A 13854-nucleotide genomic window follows, 5' to 3' on the forward strand; every position below is an offset into this window, starting at 1 on the left:
TGCCTGGTGATAACGTCAAGATGGACGTAACCTTAATCAATCCGATTGCGATGGAAGAAGGTTTACGTTTTGCTATTCGTGAAGGCGGCCGCACCGTTGGTGCTGGTGTCGTTGCTAAAATCGTTGAGTAATAGAAATGGCAGCAACTCAAACTATTAGAATCAGGCTGAAATCTTTTGATCATCGTTTGATTGATCAATCAGCTAAAGAAATTGTTGAAACAGCGAAACGTACAGGTGCTCGGATTAATGGTCCAATTCCATTGCCGACAAAAAAAGAACGTTTCACCGTGCTGATTTCACCACACGTGAACAAAGACGCTCGTGAACAGTATGAAATCCGTACACACAAACGTCTTATGGATATTGTTGAGCCAACTGATAAAACAGTTGATGCTCTTATGAAGCTGGACCTCGCCGCTGGCGTTGACGTTCAGATTAAGTTGAACTAAGAGGGGTTGGGTCATGACTATCGGACTCATCGGTCGTAAACGTGGTATGACACGTGTCTTCACTGAAGACGGTGTATCTACTCCGGTTACAGTTATTGAAGTTGAACCAAACCGTATCAGTCAGTTGAAATCTGTTGATACTGATGGTTATAACGCGATTCAAGTTACAGTGGGTGAGCGTAAAGCATCACGTGTCACTAAACCTGAAGCGGGTCATTTTGCTAAAGCTCAAGCCGCAGCTGGTCGTGAAGTCTGTGAGTTCCGTGTGGATTCTCATGATGAACTGACAGTTGGTTCTGAACTTAAAGTAGATATATTTGAAGCGGGTCAGAAAATTGATGTTTCTGGTCTGACAAAAGGTAAAGGCTTTGCTGGTGTTGTTAAACGTTACGGTTTCCGTGGCGGTGATGCAACACACGGTAACTCTCTGTCACATAGAGCGCCGGGTTCAATTGGTCAATGTCAAACTCCTGGACGTGTGTTCAAGGGTAAAAAAATGGCTGGCCATATGGGTGATAAAAAACGCACGTTGCAAAATCTTTCTGTTGTCAGAGTGGATGCGGAACGGAACCTGATTTTGGTCAAAGGCTCAGTGCCAGGTGCAACCGGCAGTAATGTCGTCGTTAGCCCAGCTGTGAAAGCCTAAGTAAGATTCTGAGGGGAATTAACGTGGATCTTCAGTTACAAACATTCAACGGTAAGAAAGCCGGAAACATCACTGTTTCCGATGCGTTTCTTGATCGTGAGTTTAATGAGTCACTTGTACATCAAGTCGTCACTGCTTATTTAGCGGGTGGTCGCGCTGGTACGCATGCACAGAAAACTCGCTCAGAAGTGAGCGGTGGTGGCAGAAAACCTTTTTCACAAAAAGGTAGTGGTCGTGCTCGTGCTGGTACAATTCGTAGCCCTTTATGGCGTAGCGGTGGTGTTACTTTTGCATCAAAAAATCGTGATTACAGCCAGAAAGTAAACCGTAAAATGTATCGTAATGCGATTTCTGTCATTTTGTCAGAATTACGTCGTAAAGATGCATTGGTTGTGGTTGATAAAGTTGAGCTCGATTCACCAAAAACAAAAGATTTGTTAGCAATGACAAAATCTTTGGGTATTGAAAACGCTTTGATCGTTTGTGAAAACGCTGCCGGTAACTTGGCACTGGCATCGCGCAATTTGTATAACATTGCTGCCACTGACGCGGCACACGTCAACCCAGTTGCATTATTGCGTTTCGAAAAAGTTGTGATGAGTGAAGACTCTATTCGTAAGCTTGAGGAATCATTTGTATGAACGCTGAACGCTTAAGCAAAATCATTCTTGGCCCAGTGGTAGCTGAAAAAGCATCACGAGTTGCCGAAGATCATAACCAGGTAGTACTTAAAGTATTACCTAACGCCAACAAAGCTGAAATCAAAAAAGCCGTAGAAAGCTTGTTTGATGTGAAAGTTGCTGCTGTATCAACAGCCAATGTTAAAGGCAAAGTCAAACGCGTAGGCCGTAGTTTCGGTAAGCGCAGCGACTGGAAAAAAGCCTATGTGACATTAGCTGATGGTGCTGATCTCAACTTCCTTGGCGAATAATACAGAATACGGGTGAGGAAACAGGAATGGCATTAATAAAGGCTAAACCTACATCAGCAGGTCGCAGATTTGTTGTGCAGGTCAGTACTCCAGATCTGTACAAAGGTGCACCATATGCTCCTTTGGTAGAGAAAAAGACAAAAAATGGTGGTCGTAATAACGCTGGTCGTATTACTGTCCGTCATCAAGGCGGTGGTCATAAACAACGTTACCGCGTAATTGATTTCAAACGTAATAAAGATGGCATTCCTGCCGTTGTTGAACGTGTTGAATATGATCCAAATCGTACGGCGCATATTGCATTGTTAAGTTATGCCGATGGTGAAAAACGTTACATTATCGCTCCGAAAGGTATTAGCGCTGGTGATCGTTTGGAATCTGGCGATAACGCAGCGATTCGCGCTGGTAATACATTGAAGTTGTCTGCCATTCCTTTAGGTAGCACAGTTCATTGTGTCGAACTGAAACCTGGTAAAGGTGCACAGTTAGCACGTAGCGCTGGTAGCAGTGTTCAATATGTTGCACGCGAAAATGGTTACGCGACTATTCGTCTGCGTAGCGGTGAAACACGCAAGGTACCTCTTGAATGTAAAGCAACAATGGGTGAAGTCGGTAACGGCGAACATTCATTACGTTCATTGGGTAAAGCGGGTGCTAAACGCTGGCGTGGTGTTCGACCAACCGTTCGCGGTGTGGTTATGAACCCAGTAGATCATCCACATGGTGGTGGTGAAGGGCGTACCTCTGGTGGTCGTCACCCTGTTACACCGTGGGGTGTGCCTACTAAAGGCTACAAGACTCGTAAGAATAAACGTACGGATAATATGATCGTACGTCGTCGTAATCGTAAATAAAAGGCTAGGAATTTCACATGCCGCGTTCAATTAAAAAAGGTCCATTTATTGACCATCACCTTGAAAAGAAGGTCTTGGAAGCGAGAGATGCAAGTAACAAACGTCCGATCAAAACTTGGTCACGTCGTTCAATGATCTCCCCAGATATGATTGGTCTAACACTGGCTGTTCACAATGGTAAACAGCACGTACCTGTGTTTGTCACAGAAGATATGGTAGGGCATAAGTTAGGTGAGTTTTCACCAACACGTACCTTTAAAGGTCATGCCGCCGATAAGAAATCTAAGCGATAAGGTTAAGATATGGCTACAAAAGCTAAACTCAGCTATGCACGCATTTCAGCACAGAAAGTGCGTTTGGTAGCGGATCAAATCAGAGGTTTGCCCGTTGAACGCGCTATCAACATTCTAGCTTTCAGCCCTAAAAAAGCTGCTGATTTAATGAAGGGCGTATTGGATTCTGCGATTGCAAATGCTGAACACAATGATGGTGCTGACATTGATGAATTATACGTCTCAGCCGTAATGGTTGATGATGGTCCAACAATGAAGCGTATGTCGCCTCGTGCTAAAGGCCGTGGTAATCGCATTCTTAAACGTACAAGCCACATCACTGTGGTTGTAGACGAAAAGTAAGAGAGAATACTTATGGGACAAAAGGTTCACCCAACTGGTTTCAGACTTGGTATAATTAAAAATTGGAATTCAATCTGGTATGCAGATTCAGCCAATTTTGCAGAAATGCTGAATAATGATCTGAAGGTACGTAACTATCTGAAAAAGAAACTTGCACATGCATCTGTGAGCAAGATTCAAATTGACAGACCAGCTAAGAATGCAAAAATTACCATTCATACGGCCCGTCCAGGGATTGTTATTGGTAAAAAAGGTGAAGATATCGACAAACTTCGCCAGGAAGCATCAGAAATCATGGGTATTCCTGTTAATGTCGGCGTAGAAGAGATTCGTAAGCCTGAACTTGATGCAACCCTAGTTGCTGAGAGTGTTGCGCAACAACTTGAACGTCGCATTATGTTCCGTCGTGCTATGAAACGTGCAGTTACGAACACCATGCGTGTTGGTGCTGAAGGTATTCGTATTAATGTTGCTGGTCGCCTCAATGGCGCAGAGATTGCTCGTACTGAATGGTACCGTGAAGGCCGTGTTCCTTTGCATACTCTGCGTGCTGATATCGATTATGGTACTGCAGAAGCTAAAACCACTTACGGTATTATCGGCGTTAAGGTTTGGATTTTTAAAGGTGAAGTTTTTGATGCTCAGGCACAAAACGCACCCGTAGAAAAATAAGGTTATAACCAATGTTACAGCCAAAAAGAACGAAATTTAGAAAGCAGCAGAAGTTGCGCAACCGTGGCTTGGCTCACCGTGGCGCCAAAGTAAGTTTTGGTGAGTTCGGTTTGAAGTCATTAGATCGTGGGCGTATTACTGCTCGTCAAATTGAAGCAGCACGTCGTGCGATGACTCGTTACATTAAACGTGGTGGCAAAATCTGGATCCGTGTGTTTCCTGATAAGCCAATTTCCAGCAAACCGTTGGAAGTACGTCAAGGTAAGGGTAAAGGTAATGTTGAATATTGGGTAGCTAATGTTCAACCAGGCCGTATGCTATATGAAATGGAAGGGGTTACTGAAGAGATCGCTCGTGAAGCGTTCCGTCTTGCAGCAGCTAAACTTCCTGTTAAAACGACATTTGTAACTCGGGCGATACTGTAATGAAAGCGAGCGAAATTAGACAAAAATCTACTGAAGACTTGGCTAAAGAGCTGGGTGAACTTCACAAGGAACAGTTTAATTTGCGTATGCAAAACGCTACCGGCCAGTTGTCACGTAACTCTGAGCTGAAGCGTGTGCGCCGTGATATTGCACGCATCAAAACTGTACTGACTGAGAATAAATAGGGCACTGAAATGAGTGAACAAGAAAAAAATGCACGTTCGTTGATTGGTCGTGTTGTCAGTGACAAGATGGATAAAACCATTACTGTTCTAGTAGAACGTAGTGTTGCCCATCCGATCTACAAAAAATATGTTAAGCGTTCAACCAAATTACATGTTCATGATGAAAAGAATGAATGTAATGTCGGTGACGTAGTAAGTGTTGCCTCATCGCGCCCACTGTCTAAGACGAAGTGCTGGAAGCTGGTCGACATTATTGATCGTGCGAAGTAAGCAACTATTCAGTTTGGAGTTTAGACCATGATTCAAATGCAAAGCAGTCTCGATGTGGCCGACAATAGCGGTGCTAAACGAGTAGAATGCATCAAAGTTTTAGGTGGTTCACACCGTCGTTATGCTGGTATTGGTGATGTTATTAAAGTCACCATTAAAGAGGCTGCGCCGCGTGGAAAAGTGAAAAAAGGTGACGTGCATAATGCTGTCATTGTTAGAACTCGCAAAGGTGTTCGCCGTCCAGATGGTTCGGTCATCCGTTTCGATACTAACGCAGCAGTATTATTAAATGCTGCACATCAACCAATCGGTACACGTATTTTCGGCCCGGTTACACGTGAGCTTCGTGGTGAAAAATTCATGAAGATCATTTCGTTGGCACCGGAAGTACTTTAAGTAGGAGCGCTGAAGGATGGAAAGATTAGTTAAAGGCGATCAAGTTGTTGTTACGGTTGGTAAAGACCGTGGCAAACAAGGCGAAATCCTGCGTCGGGTCGAAGGCGGTAAGTTTGTTGTTCAAGGCATCAATCTTGTCAAAAAGCACACTAAGCCAAACCCGGCGTTAGGTCGCACAGGTGGTATTGTTGAAAAAGAAATGCCAATTCATGAGTCGAATCTTGCTTTGCTGAATCCAGCTTCTGGAAAAGGCGATAAAGTAGGTTTCAAATTTCTCGAAGATGGCCGCAAAGTTCGCGTCTTCAAGTCAAACGGCGAAACCGTTGGCGCTTGAGCTTAGAGTTGGGATATTAAAGTGAGCAGATTAAAACAAATTTATCGTGAAGATGTAGTCAAGCAACTGCAAGAACAGTTTGGCTATAAATCCGTTATGGAAGTGCCTCGCATAACCAAAATTACCCTGAATATGGGTGTTGGTGAAGCGTTGACTGATAAGAAAGTGTTGGAAAACGCAGTCGCTGACATGGAAAGAATTGCCGGTCAGAAAGCTGTAGTTACCAAAGCTCGTAAATCAGTTGCCGGCTTTAAGGTGCGTGAGGGTTGGCCGATCGGTTGTAAAGTAACATTGCGTAGTGATCGCATGTATGACTTCTTAGATCGTCTGATTAGTATTTCTATTCCGAGAATTCGTGACTTTCGTGGGTTAAACCCGAAATCATTTGATGGTCAAGGAAACTACAGTATGGGGATTAAAGAGCAAATCATCTTCCCTGAAATTGAGTTTGACAAGATTGATAAAACACGGGGTATGGATATTACCATTACCACCACTGCAAAAACTGCAGAAGAGTCACGTGCTTTATTGGCTGCGTTCAAGTTTCCTTTTAGAAAATAAACCAAGTCCGGGTGGAATAAGTTATGGCTAAACGTTGCATGATTAATCGCGAGATTAAAAGAGCAAAAATGGTAGAAAAATACGCTGCCAAACGTGCTGAATTGAAAAAACAAATGATCAATTCATCTCTGAGTATGGAAGAACGTGAAGTTGCTGCAAAGAAATTTCATGCACTGCCACGTAATTCAAGTGCAGTACGTATGAGAAATCGTTGTGAAATTACTGGTCGTCCACACGGTTATTACCGTAAGTTTGGTCTTTCAAGAAACAAACTGCGTGAACATGCAATGAATGGCGATATTCCTGGCCTAGTCATGGCGAGTTGGTAGTTGCCAATCTGTTTAGTGGAGCTAAATTAAATGAGTATGACTGACCCAATTGCTGATATGTTGACACGCATCCGCAATGCCCAACAAGCAAATAAAGTTGACGTAACAATGCCTTCTTCTAAGGTAAAGCTGAGCATTGCTCAAGTTCTTAAAGATGAAGGTTATGTTGCTGATTTCAGTGTTAATGAAAATGCAGGCAAACCCCTGTTGAGCATTACCCTGAAATATTTTGAAGGCAAACCGGTTATCGAACAAATCAACCGCATCAGCCGTCCAGGTCTTCGAGTTTACCGTTCAGCGGATAAAATCCCGCAAGTTATCGGTGGTCTTGGTGTTGCTATCGTGTCTACCTCTAGAGGTGTGATGGCTGATCGTAAAGCGCGTGCACTTGGTCAGGGCGGTGAAGTCCTGTGTGCCGTTAGCTAAGCCTTATTTCCAGGAGATAGAACATGTCACGTATTGCAAATGCGCCAGTTGAAATACCTGCTGGTGTTGAGGTTGCTCTCAACGGTAGTGAAGTTACGGTTAAAGGTTCGAAAGGAACATTGTCACGTACTTTTCATGCCGATGTAGAAGTGTCGCAGGAAGGTTCTGCACTCAAGACCGTCGCAAAAAACAATTCAAAACAAGCTGTAGCTTTAACCGGTACGGCGAGAGCCTTGATCAGTAACATGGTTGATGGTGTATCTAAAGGTTTTGAAAAGAAATTAACATTGGTTGGCGTTGGTTACCGTGCGAAAGCACAAGGTGACAAACTCGACCTGACTTTGGGTTTTTCACATCCTGTTCAATATGATGTGCCTGCTGGCATTACAGTAGAAACACCAAGTCAAACTGAAATTGTTGTTACGGGCGCTGACAAACAAGCGGTCGGACAAGTGGCGGCAGATATTCGTGCTTACCGCTCACCAGAACCTTATAAAGGTAAAGGTGTTCGTTATTCAGATGAATATGTTGCTCGTAAAGAAGCTAAGAAAAAATAATTAGGCTGAATCATGGATAAAAAATCGTCAAGATTACGCAGAGCTGCAAGAGCGCGTGCCAAAATCAGAGAGTTGGAAGTCTATAGACTGACAATTCATAGAACGCCGCGTCATATCTATGCACAAGTTCTTACTCACGATAGTTCTAAAGTGGTTGCTTCTGCTTCAACTTTGGATCCTGAAGTGAAAAAAGCACTTGAAGGTACTGGAAATGTAGCTGCAGCCGAATTGGTTGGAAAGACTGTTGCACAACGTGCAGCTAAAGAAGGTATTACACAAGTTGCCTTTGATCGTTCCGGTTTTAGTTATCACGGTCGCGTTAAGGCCCTGGCTGATGCAGCTCGTGAAAACGGCTTGCAGTTCTAGTTATATAAGGTAAGACTCATGGCACAGAATGAACAACGCCAAGCCGCATCAGATGGCTTGATTGAAAAGTTAGTAGGTATACGTCGCGTCGCTAAAGTAGTGAAAGGTGGCCGGGTATTTGGTTTTTCTGCACTGACAATTGTCGGTGATGGTAATGGCCGTGTTGGCTTTGGCCAAGGAAAAGCACGTGAAGTACCGGTTGCTATTCAAAAAGCAATGGATGAAGCACGTAAAAATATGAAAAAAGTTGTGCTCAATGGTGATACTCTGCACCACCCTCTGACTGCTCGTCATGGCGCTGCAAAAGTGTTCATGCAACCTGCATCAGAAGGTACAGGTGTTATTGCCGGTGGTGCAATGCGCGCTGTATTTGATGCTGTTGGTGTTCATAACGTTCTGGCTAAGTCGATTGGGTCAACTAATCCTCTTAATGTAGTTCGCGCTACTATTAATGGCCTTACTGATATGAATAACCCTGAATCTATCGCTGCCAAACGTGGTAAGTCGGTTAAAGAGATCATGGAATAATCAAATGAGTTCACAAGCAAAATTAAAAGTCACATTGGTCAAAAGCACCATTGGAAGACTTGAAAAACATAAAGCCTGTGTCGCAGGTTTAGGTTTACGTAAAACAGGTAGTAGCGCTGTTGTAATAGACACGCCTGAAAACAGAGGCATGATCAATCATGTTTCTTACCTGTTGAAGGTTGAGGAAGTATAAACATGAACTTAAATACAATTGCACCAGCTGAAGGTGAAAAACAATCAGCTAAGCGCGTTGGACGTGGTATTGGCTCAGGCTTGGGTAAAACCTGTGGCCGTGGTCATAAAGGCCAAAAAGCACGTTCTGGTGGTTTTCATAAGCGTGGTTTTGAAGGTGGTCAGATGCCTTTGCAACGTCGTTTGCCGAAGGTTGGTTTTAGTTCACGTGTTAGCAGAACTACAGCGCAAGTTCGTTTAGATACAATTGCCGCTATTGATGCTGATGTAATTGATTTGCTGACGTTGAAATCCGCTGGTGCAGTACCCGAAAACACCTTGCGTGTAAAAGTAATTAACTCTGGTGAGCTTACTAAATCTGTAACGATAAAGGGTATGGCTCTTACTGCAGGTGCAAAAGCTGCTGTTGAAGCTGCCGGTGGTAAGGTCGAAGAGTAATATTCGTGGAAAAAAACAGACAACAAGCCGCAGCAATGATGAGCGGAGGACGATATGGTGAGCTCAAAAGTCGTCTTCTTTTTGTTTTAGGCGCTTTACTCGTTTATCGACTCGGAACATTTATTCCTGTTCCCGGTATTGATCCTGCTGCCTTAGCTATTATGTTTGAACAGCAGCGTGGCACGATCTTGGACATGTTCAACATGTTTTCAGGTGGTGCGCTGGAAAGATTGTCTGTATTCGCTCTAGGTATCATGCCGTATATTTCTGCATCAATCATCATGCAGCTATTAACGGTCGTGCATCCGAAGCTTGCCCAACTTAAAAAAGAAGGTGCGGCAGGAAAGCGAAAAATCACGCAGTACACTCGTTATGGCACATTAGCATTAGCGACTTTTCAGGCAATTGGTATTTCAATTGCTCTTGAAAGCCAGCAAGCAGGTGGTATGGGTGTAGTTATTGACCCAGGTCTATTGTTTCGATTTACAGCTGTAATAACGTTAGTCACTGGGACTATGTTTCTGATGTGGTTGGGCGAGCAAATTACCGAACGTGGAATTGGTAATGGTATTTCAATTATCATATTTGCGGGTATTGTTGCAGGTTTACCTGCTGCTATCGGCGGTACTTTAGAGCTCGCGAGAACAGGTCAGCTTGCACCATTCTTAGTTATTGCTTTACTAGTTATGGCCCTTGCAGTTACAGCATTTGTTGTGTTCGTAGAGCGTGCTCAAAGGCGCATACCAATTCATTATGCCAAGCGTCAGCAAGGTCGTAAGATGATGGCTGGTCAAGTTACACATTTACCTTTGAAGTTGAATATGGCGGGTGTAATTCCTCCTATTTTTGCTTCAAGTATTATATTGTTTCCGGCAACAATTGCGGGTTGGTTTGGCTCTTCAGAAGGTATGAGTTGGTTAAGTGATATTTCTACCTTAATGTCTCCTGGTCAGCCTATGTACGTAATGGCTTATGCTTTGGCTATTATCTTTTTCTGTTTCTTTTATACGGCATTAGTTTTTAATCCTAAAGAGACAGCAGAGAATTTGCAAAAATCAGGCGCATTTATTCCTGGGATCAGACCTGGTGAGCAAACTTCGCGTTACATTGATACGGTAATGGGGCGCTTAACATTAGCTGGTGCAGTTTATATTACAGCTGTCTGTTTGTTGCCAGAGTTCCTAATACTTTACTGGAGCGTACCTTTCTATTTCGGTGGTACCTCTTTGCTTATCATCGTAGTAGTGACAATGGATTTTGTATCGCAAGTCCAATCACACATGATGTCGCAGCAGTATGAAAGTTTGATGCGTAAATCAAACAAGAATAATAATGGAGTTGGCGGTTTTTTACGCTAACTTTACAAAATAGTTTGCTGGAGAAAATCTAATGAAAGTTCAGGCATCAGTAAAAAAGATTTGCCGTAATTGCAAAATCGTAAAAAGAAACGGGGTTCTTCGCGTTATATGCAAAGAAGCTCGACATAAGCAACGTCAAGGTTAAATTTGACTATTCGTTGATTGTTGTTGAACTGTAGTTTTGTATGTTACAATTCACTGTTCACTCCTGAGAAATTTAGGGTAATTGAATGGCTCGTATAGCTGGTATAAATGTTCCTGTGCAAAAGCACACGGTAATTGCACTCACATCGATTTATGGCATTGGCCGTACTCGTTCGCAAAAGATTTGTGAAGCCGCAGGTATTGCACCTGATGCAAAAATTCGCGATCTGAATGAACAAGAAGTTGAAGCACTTCGTACTGAAGTTGCCAAATATATTGTTGAAGGCGATTTGCGTCGTGAAGTCTCAATGGATATTAAACGTCTTAAAGACTTAGGTTGTTACCGTGGTGTTCGCCACCGCAGAGGTCTGCCAGTACGTGGGCAGAGAACTAAAACTAACGCAAGGACTCGTAAAGGTCCTCGCCGTATGATTAAGTAAGTTAAGAGGCGCTTCGATGGCAAATTCATCAGCACGACAACGCAAACGCGTTAAAAAGAATGTGGTAGACGGGGTCGCACACGTTCATGCATCATTTAATAATACGATAATAACGATTACTGACCGCCAAGGTAATGCTCTTTCATGGGCAACTGCGGGTGGATGTGGGTTTCGTGGTTCTCGTAAAAGTACACCGTTTGCTGCACAGGTAGCTGCTGAAAAAGCTGGCGAAGTAGTGAAAGAATTCGGTATGAAAAACCTGGATGTAGAAATTAAAGGTCCAGGCCCTGGCCGTGAATCTGCGGTCCGTGCCTTAAATAATTTAGGGTTTAAGATTACTAATATTACAGACGTGACGCCCATTCCTCACAATGGCTGCCGTCCTCCTAAGCGTCGTCGCGTTTAACAGGTTTTTGGAGTAACACTAATGGGAAAATATCGTGGCCCAACTTGCAAATTAAGTCGCAGAGAAGGTACTGACCTTTTTCTGAAGAGCAGAGGTAACCCTCTCGAAAGCAAATGCAAGATTGAACAAAAGCCAGGTCAACATGGTGCTCGTCGTGGTCGTGAATCCGACTATGCAGTACAGTTGCGCGCTAAGCAACGTATTCGCCGTATGTATGGCGTACTTGAAAAGCAATTTCGTAACTATTATAAGCTTGCTGATCAAAAGAAAGGTGCAACCGGTGTTAACTTGTTGAACTTTCTTGAGCAACGTCTTGATAATGTTGTTTACCGCATGGGCTTTGGCTCAACACGCGCCGAATCAAGACAGCTTGTTTCACACAAAGCGATTATGGTTAATGGCCGCGTAACAAACATTCCTTCTTATCAAGTTAAAGAGGGTGATGTTGTTGAGATTCGTGAGAAAGCGAAGAAACAAGAACGTATTGTTAATGCTATGTCAGTAGCAGAGCAGTTAGGTTTTCCAGAATGGATCGAAGTTAATACGCAAGCTCTGTCAGGTGTGTTTAAACGTGCTCCTGAGCGTGATGAATTGCCGGCCGAACTTTCAGAAAACCTGGTTGTAGAGCTTTACTCGAAATAGACATAACTAAATCCAATATGGATTTATTAGAGGAATTTGCATGACGACTTATACGAGTCAATTTCTTAAACCAAGGATTGTCGATATCCAAAAGTTTAGTGACACACGTACACGTCTGGTACTGGAGCCGTTAGAACGTGGCTTTGGGCATACGCTGGGTAATGCGTTACGTAGAATTTTGCTTTCCTCAATGGAAGGTGCAGCAGTTGTTGAAGCACAAATCGACGGTGTAGTGCATGAATATTCAGCAATTAACGGCGTACAAGAAGATGTTTTAGACATTCTTCTAAATATGAAAGGCATTGCTGTACAGTTGCATGACGCAACTGAAGCGGTTTTAAGTCTGAACAAAGAAGGCGTAGGCCCTGTTACTGCTGCAGATATCCAATTGCCACATAATGTTGTGGTTACAAACCCTGATCATGTTATCGCCAACTTAACTGGCGGTAGCCTTTCAGTAACCTTTAAAGTCGTTAAAGGCCGTGGTTATTCTGCTGCTAACAGTCGTGCTTTGGGTGAAGATGAAGACCGTGCTATCGGTCAATTGCATCTTGATGCTTCATTTAGCCCTGTACGTTTAGTTACATATGCTGTTGAAAGTGCGCGTGTAGAAAATCGTACTGACTTAGATAAATTAATTATCGATGTTGAAACTAACGGCACTTTGGATGCTGAAGATGCTATTAAATATGCAGCTACCATCTTAAGTGACCAGTTAACTTCTTTTGTAGACTTTACTGTAATTGAAGAAGCCGCATCTGAGCCAAAACAGCCACCAATTGATCCTGCTTTACTTCAGGCAATTGATGATTTAGATTTAACGGTTCGTTCTGCTAACTGTCTTAAAGCAGAAAATATTTATTACGTAGGTGATTTGATTCAACGTACTGAAATGGAACTTTTAAAAACACCTAATTTAGGTAAAAAGTCCCTGACAGAAATCAAAGAAGTCCTGGCATCAAAAGGCTTGTCTTTAGGCATGCATCTTGATAACTGGCCACCTGCTTCTTTAGAGCAAAAATAATACTGAAGTAATTCAGCACAAAGAATAGGGTAAGAACCATGCGTCATCGTAATTCAGGTCGTAAATTAAACCGCAATAGCAGTCATAGAAAAGCTATGTTCAAAAATATGGCTACCTCATTGCTGGAGCATGAGGTTATTCGCACTACATTGCCTAAGGCTAAAGAGTTGCGTGGTGTTATTGAGCCACTTATCACTTTAGGGAAAACAGATAGTGTTGCTAATCGTCGTCTAGCGTTTGCACGCTTAGGTAGTCGTGATGCAGTGACCAAGTTGTTTAACGAAGTTTCGCCTCGCTCCGCTAATCGCCCGGGTGGTTATGTCCGCGTGTTAAAAACTGGCTTACGTGATGGTGACAAAGCACCAATGGCCATTGTTGAGCTTGTTGATCGTGCTGCCGTTGAAACTGAAGCTACTGCTTAATATTTAATCTTAATTGATTGCAAACTAAACCGGCTAACGCCGGTTTAGTTGTATATAGAGCAATTGTTTTGTTACTGCTAACTCATTGATTTAATGTCAGCAAATAAATTGTTTTACGTTATTGAGTAAATTAACTGATTTTTAGTGTTGACAGCCTGGCGAGTGGCTGTATAATTCTCGCTTCTTTGCAGGGCACAATGACTGCAAGCTCTTTAAAAAACT

At 43.0% G+C, this 13854-nt stretch carries 28 protein-coding genes and 1 pseudogene; all 29 read left to right on the plus strand.

Features of this window, described 5'->3' with window-relative positions; translation table 11 throughout:
- A pseudogene (gene tuf / locus ACN0V2_RS13240) lies at nucleotides 1-131 on the plus strand (elongation factor Tu); the annotation flags it as partial.
- A gap of 5 nt (nucleotides 132-136) precedes the next feature.
- Nucleotides 137-451 carry a 30S ribosomal protein S10 gene (rpsJ, locus tag ACN0V2_RS13245; RefSeq protein ID WP_007144672.1) on the plus strand — a complete coding sequence of 105 codons (315 nt, stop codon included), beginning with the start codon at nucleotides 137-139 and terminating at the stop codon, nucleotides 449-451.
- Between the two features lie 13 nt (nucleotides 452-464).
- The gene (gene rplC / locus ACN0V2_RS13250; protein ID WP_417551294.1) at nucleotides 465-1097 is read left to right on the plus strand and encodes a 50S ribosomal protein L3; all 633 of its coding nucleotides are present in this window, start codon (nucleotides 465-467) and stop codon (nucleotides 1095-1097) included.
- A 23-nt stretch (nucleotides 1098-1120) separates the two neighbouring features.
- Nucleotides 1121-1738 (plus strand): 50S ribosomal protein L4, encoded by a 618-nt coding sequence (gene rplD, locus ACN0V2_RS13255; RefSeq protein WP_069296939.1) that lies wholly within the window; start codon nucleotides 1121-1123, stop codon nucleotides 1736-1738.
- A complete protein-coding gene (gene rplW, locus ACN0V2_RS13260; protein ID WP_069296938.1) occupies nucleotides 1735-2028 on the plus strand; it encodes a 50S ribosomal protein L23 in 294 nt (97 codons plus the stop codon). The genes rplD and rplW overlap by 4 nt, the downstream gene beginning before the upstream one ends.
- Nucleotides 2029-2054: 26 nt before the next feature.
- A complete protein-coding gene (gene rplB / locus ACN0V2_RS13265) occupies nucleotides 2055-2882 on the plus strand; it encodes a 50S ribosomal protein L2 (protein WP_417551295.1) in 828 nt (275 codons plus the stop codon).
- A 17-nt stretch (nucleotides 2883-2899) separates the two neighbouring features.
- Entirely contained in the window at nucleotides 2900-3175 is a 276-nt protein-coding gene (rpsS, locus tag ACN0V2_RS13270) for a 30S ribosomal protein S19 (RefSeq protein WP_041354584.1), read from the plus strand.
- A 9-nt stretch (nucleotides 3176-3184) separates the two neighbouring features.
- A complete protein-coding gene (gene rplV / locus ACN0V2_RS13275) occupies nucleotides 3185-3517 on the plus strand; it encodes a 50S ribosomal protein L22 (protein WP_014707489.1) in 333 nt (110 codons plus the stop codon).
- A 12-nt stretch (nucleotides 3518-3529) separates the two neighbouring features.
- Complete coding sequence (gene rpsC, locus ACN0V2_RS13280; protein WP_417551296.1) at nucleotides 3530-4189, plus strand: 30S ribosomal protein S3; 660 nt, start codon at nucleotides 3530-3532, stop codon at nucleotides 4187-4189.
- 11 nt (nucleotides 4190-4200) lie between these two features.
- Nucleotides 4201-4614, plus strand: a complete 414-nt coding sequence (rplP, locus tag ACN0V2_RS13285) for a 50S ribosomal protein L16 (RefSeq protein WP_014707487.1) — start codon at nucleotides 4201-4203, stop codon at nucleotides 4612-4614.
- Nucleotides 4614-4799, plus strand: coding sequence for a 50S ribosomal protein L29 (gene rpmC / locus ACN0V2_RS13290; RefSeq protein ID WP_417551297.1), 186 nt, complete (start codon nucleotides 4614-4616; stop codon nucleotides 4797-4799). The genes rplP and rpmC overlap by 1 nt, the downstream gene beginning before the upstream one ends.
- 9 nt (nucleotides 4800-4808) lie before the next feature.
- A complete protein-coding gene (rpsQ, locus tag ACN0V2_RS13295; RefSeq protein WP_069296934.1) occupies nucleotides 4809-5069 on the plus strand; it encodes a 30S ribosomal protein S17 in 261 nt (86 codons plus the stop codon).
- Nucleotides 5070-5096: 27 nt separating this feature from the next.
- Complete coding sequence (gene rplN, locus ACN0V2_RS13300; protein ID WP_089418555.1) at nucleotides 5097-5465, plus strand: 50S ribosomal protein L14; 369 nt, start codon at nucleotides 5097-5099, stop codon at nucleotides 5463-5465.
- Between the two features lie 16 nt (nucleotides 5466-5481).
- Complete coding sequence (rplX, locus tag ACN0V2_RS13305; protein ID WP_014707483.1) at nucleotides 5482-5799, plus strand: 50S ribosomal protein L24; 318 nt, start codon at nucleotides 5482-5484, stop codon at nucleotides 5797-5799.
- Nucleotides 5800-5820: 21 nt separating this feature from the next.
- Nucleotides 5821-6360 (plus strand): 50S ribosomal protein L5, encoded by a 540-nt coding sequence (gene rplE, locus ACN0V2_RS13310; RefSeq protein WP_417551298.1) that lies wholly within the window; start codon nucleotides 5821-5823, stop codon nucleotides 6358-6360.
- A 23-nt stretch (nucleotides 6361-6383) separates the two neighbouring features.
- Nucleotides 6384-6689: a 30S ribosomal protein S14 gene (rpsN, locus tag ACN0V2_RS13315; RefSeq protein ID WP_014707481.1), complete on the plus strand. Its 306-nt coding sequence runs from the start codon at nucleotides 6384-6386 to the stop codon at nucleotides 6687-6689.
- 30 nt (nucleotides 6690-6719) lie between these two features.
- Entirely contained in the window at nucleotides 6720-7115 is a 396-nt protein-coding gene (rpsH, locus tag ACN0V2_RS13320; RefSeq protein ID WP_417551299.1) for a 30S ribosomal protein S8, read from the plus strand.
- Nucleotides 7116-7138: 23 nt separating this feature from the next.
- Nucleotides 7139-7672: a 50S ribosomal protein L6 gene (gene rplF / locus ACN0V2_RS13325; RefSeq protein ID WP_417551300.1), complete on the plus strand. Its 534-nt coding sequence runs from the start codon at nucleotides 7139-7141 to the stop codon at nucleotides 7670-7672.
- A 12-nt stretch (nucleotides 7673-7684) separates the two neighbouring features.
- A complete protein-coding gene (gene rplR, locus ACN0V2_RS13330; RefSeq protein ID WP_014707478.1) occupies nucleotides 7685-8038 on the plus strand; it encodes a 50S ribosomal protein L18 in 354 nt (117 codons plus the stop codon).
- Between the two features lie 18 nt (nucleotides 8039-8056).
- Nucleotides 8057-8566: a 30S ribosomal protein S5 gene (gene rpsE, locus ACN0V2_RS13335; protein ID WP_014707477.1), complete on the plus strand. Its 510-nt coding sequence runs from the start codon at nucleotides 8057-8059 to the stop codon at nucleotides 8564-8566.
- A gap of 4 nt (nucleotides 8567-8570) precedes the next feature.
- Nucleotides 8571-8759 carry a 50S ribosomal protein L30 gene (rpmD, locus tag ACN0V2_RS13340; RefSeq protein WP_417551301.1) on the plus strand — a complete coding sequence of 63 codons (189 nt, stop codon included), beginning with the start codon at nucleotides 8571-8573 and terminating at the stop codon, nucleotides 8757-8759.
- 2 nt (nucleotides 8760-8761) lie between these two features.
- Entirely contained in the window at nucleotides 8762-9196 is a 435-nt protein-coding gene (gene rplO / locus ACN0V2_RS13345) for a 50S ribosomal protein L15 (RefSeq protein WP_417551302.1), read from the plus strand.
- 5 nt (nucleotides 9197-9201) lie between these two features.
- On the plus strand, nucleotides 9202-10554 hold the full coding sequence (secY, locus tag ACN0V2_RS13350; protein WP_417551303.1) for a preprotein translocase subunit SecY: 1353 nt from the start codon (nucleotides 9202-9204) through the stop codon (nucleotides 10552-10554).
- A gap of 31 nt (nucleotides 10555-10585) precedes the next feature.
- Complete coding sequence (gene rpmJ / locus ACN0V2_RS13355; RefSeq protein ID WP_009726913.1) at nucleotides 10586-10699, plus strand: 50S ribosomal protein L36; 114 nt, start codon at nucleotides 10586-10588, stop codon at nucleotides 10697-10699.
- 85 nt (nucleotides 10700-10784) lie between these two features.
- Entirely contained in the window at nucleotides 10785-11138 is a 354-nt protein-coding gene (gene rpsM / locus ACN0V2_RS13360; RefSeq protein ID WP_417551304.1) for a 30S ribosomal protein S13, read from the plus strand.
- A 16-nt stretch (nucleotides 11139-11154) separates the two neighbouring features.
- On the plus strand, nucleotides 11155-11544 hold the full coding sequence (rpsK, locus tag ACN0V2_RS13365; protein ID WP_226069752.1) for a 30S ribosomal protein S11: 390 nt from the start codon (nucleotides 11155-11157) through the stop codon (nucleotides 11542-11544).
- 21 nt (nucleotides 11545-11565) lie between these two features.
- Nucleotides 11566-12186 (plus strand): 30S ribosomal protein S4, encoded by a 621-nt coding sequence (gene rpsD, locus ACN0V2_RS13370; protein WP_417551305.1) that lies wholly within the window; start codon nucleotides 11566-11568, stop codon nucleotides 12184-12186.
- Nucleotides 12187-12226: 40 nt separating this feature from the next.
- The gene (locus ACN0V2_RS13375) at nucleotides 12227-13210 is read left to right on the plus strand and encodes a DNA-directed RNA polymerase subunit alpha (RefSeq protein WP_304915395.1); all 984 of its coding nucleotides are present in this window, start codon (nucleotides 12227-12229) and stop codon (nucleotides 13208-13210) included.
- A gap of 38 nt (nucleotides 13211-13248) precedes the next feature.
- Nucleotides 13249-13632, plus strand: coding sequence for a 50S ribosomal protein L17 (gene rplQ / locus ACN0V2_RS13380; RefSeq protein WP_417551307.1), 384 nt, complete (start codon nucleotides 13249-13251; stop codon nucleotides 13630-13632).
- The last annotated feature ends 222 nt before the right edge of the window (nucleotides 13633-13854 follow it).

This window comes from Methylophaga sp. (assembly GCF_048266885.1).
Classification (GTDB): domain Bacteria; phylum Pseudomonadota; class Gammaproteobacteria; order Nitrosococcales; family Methylophagaceae; genus Methylophaga.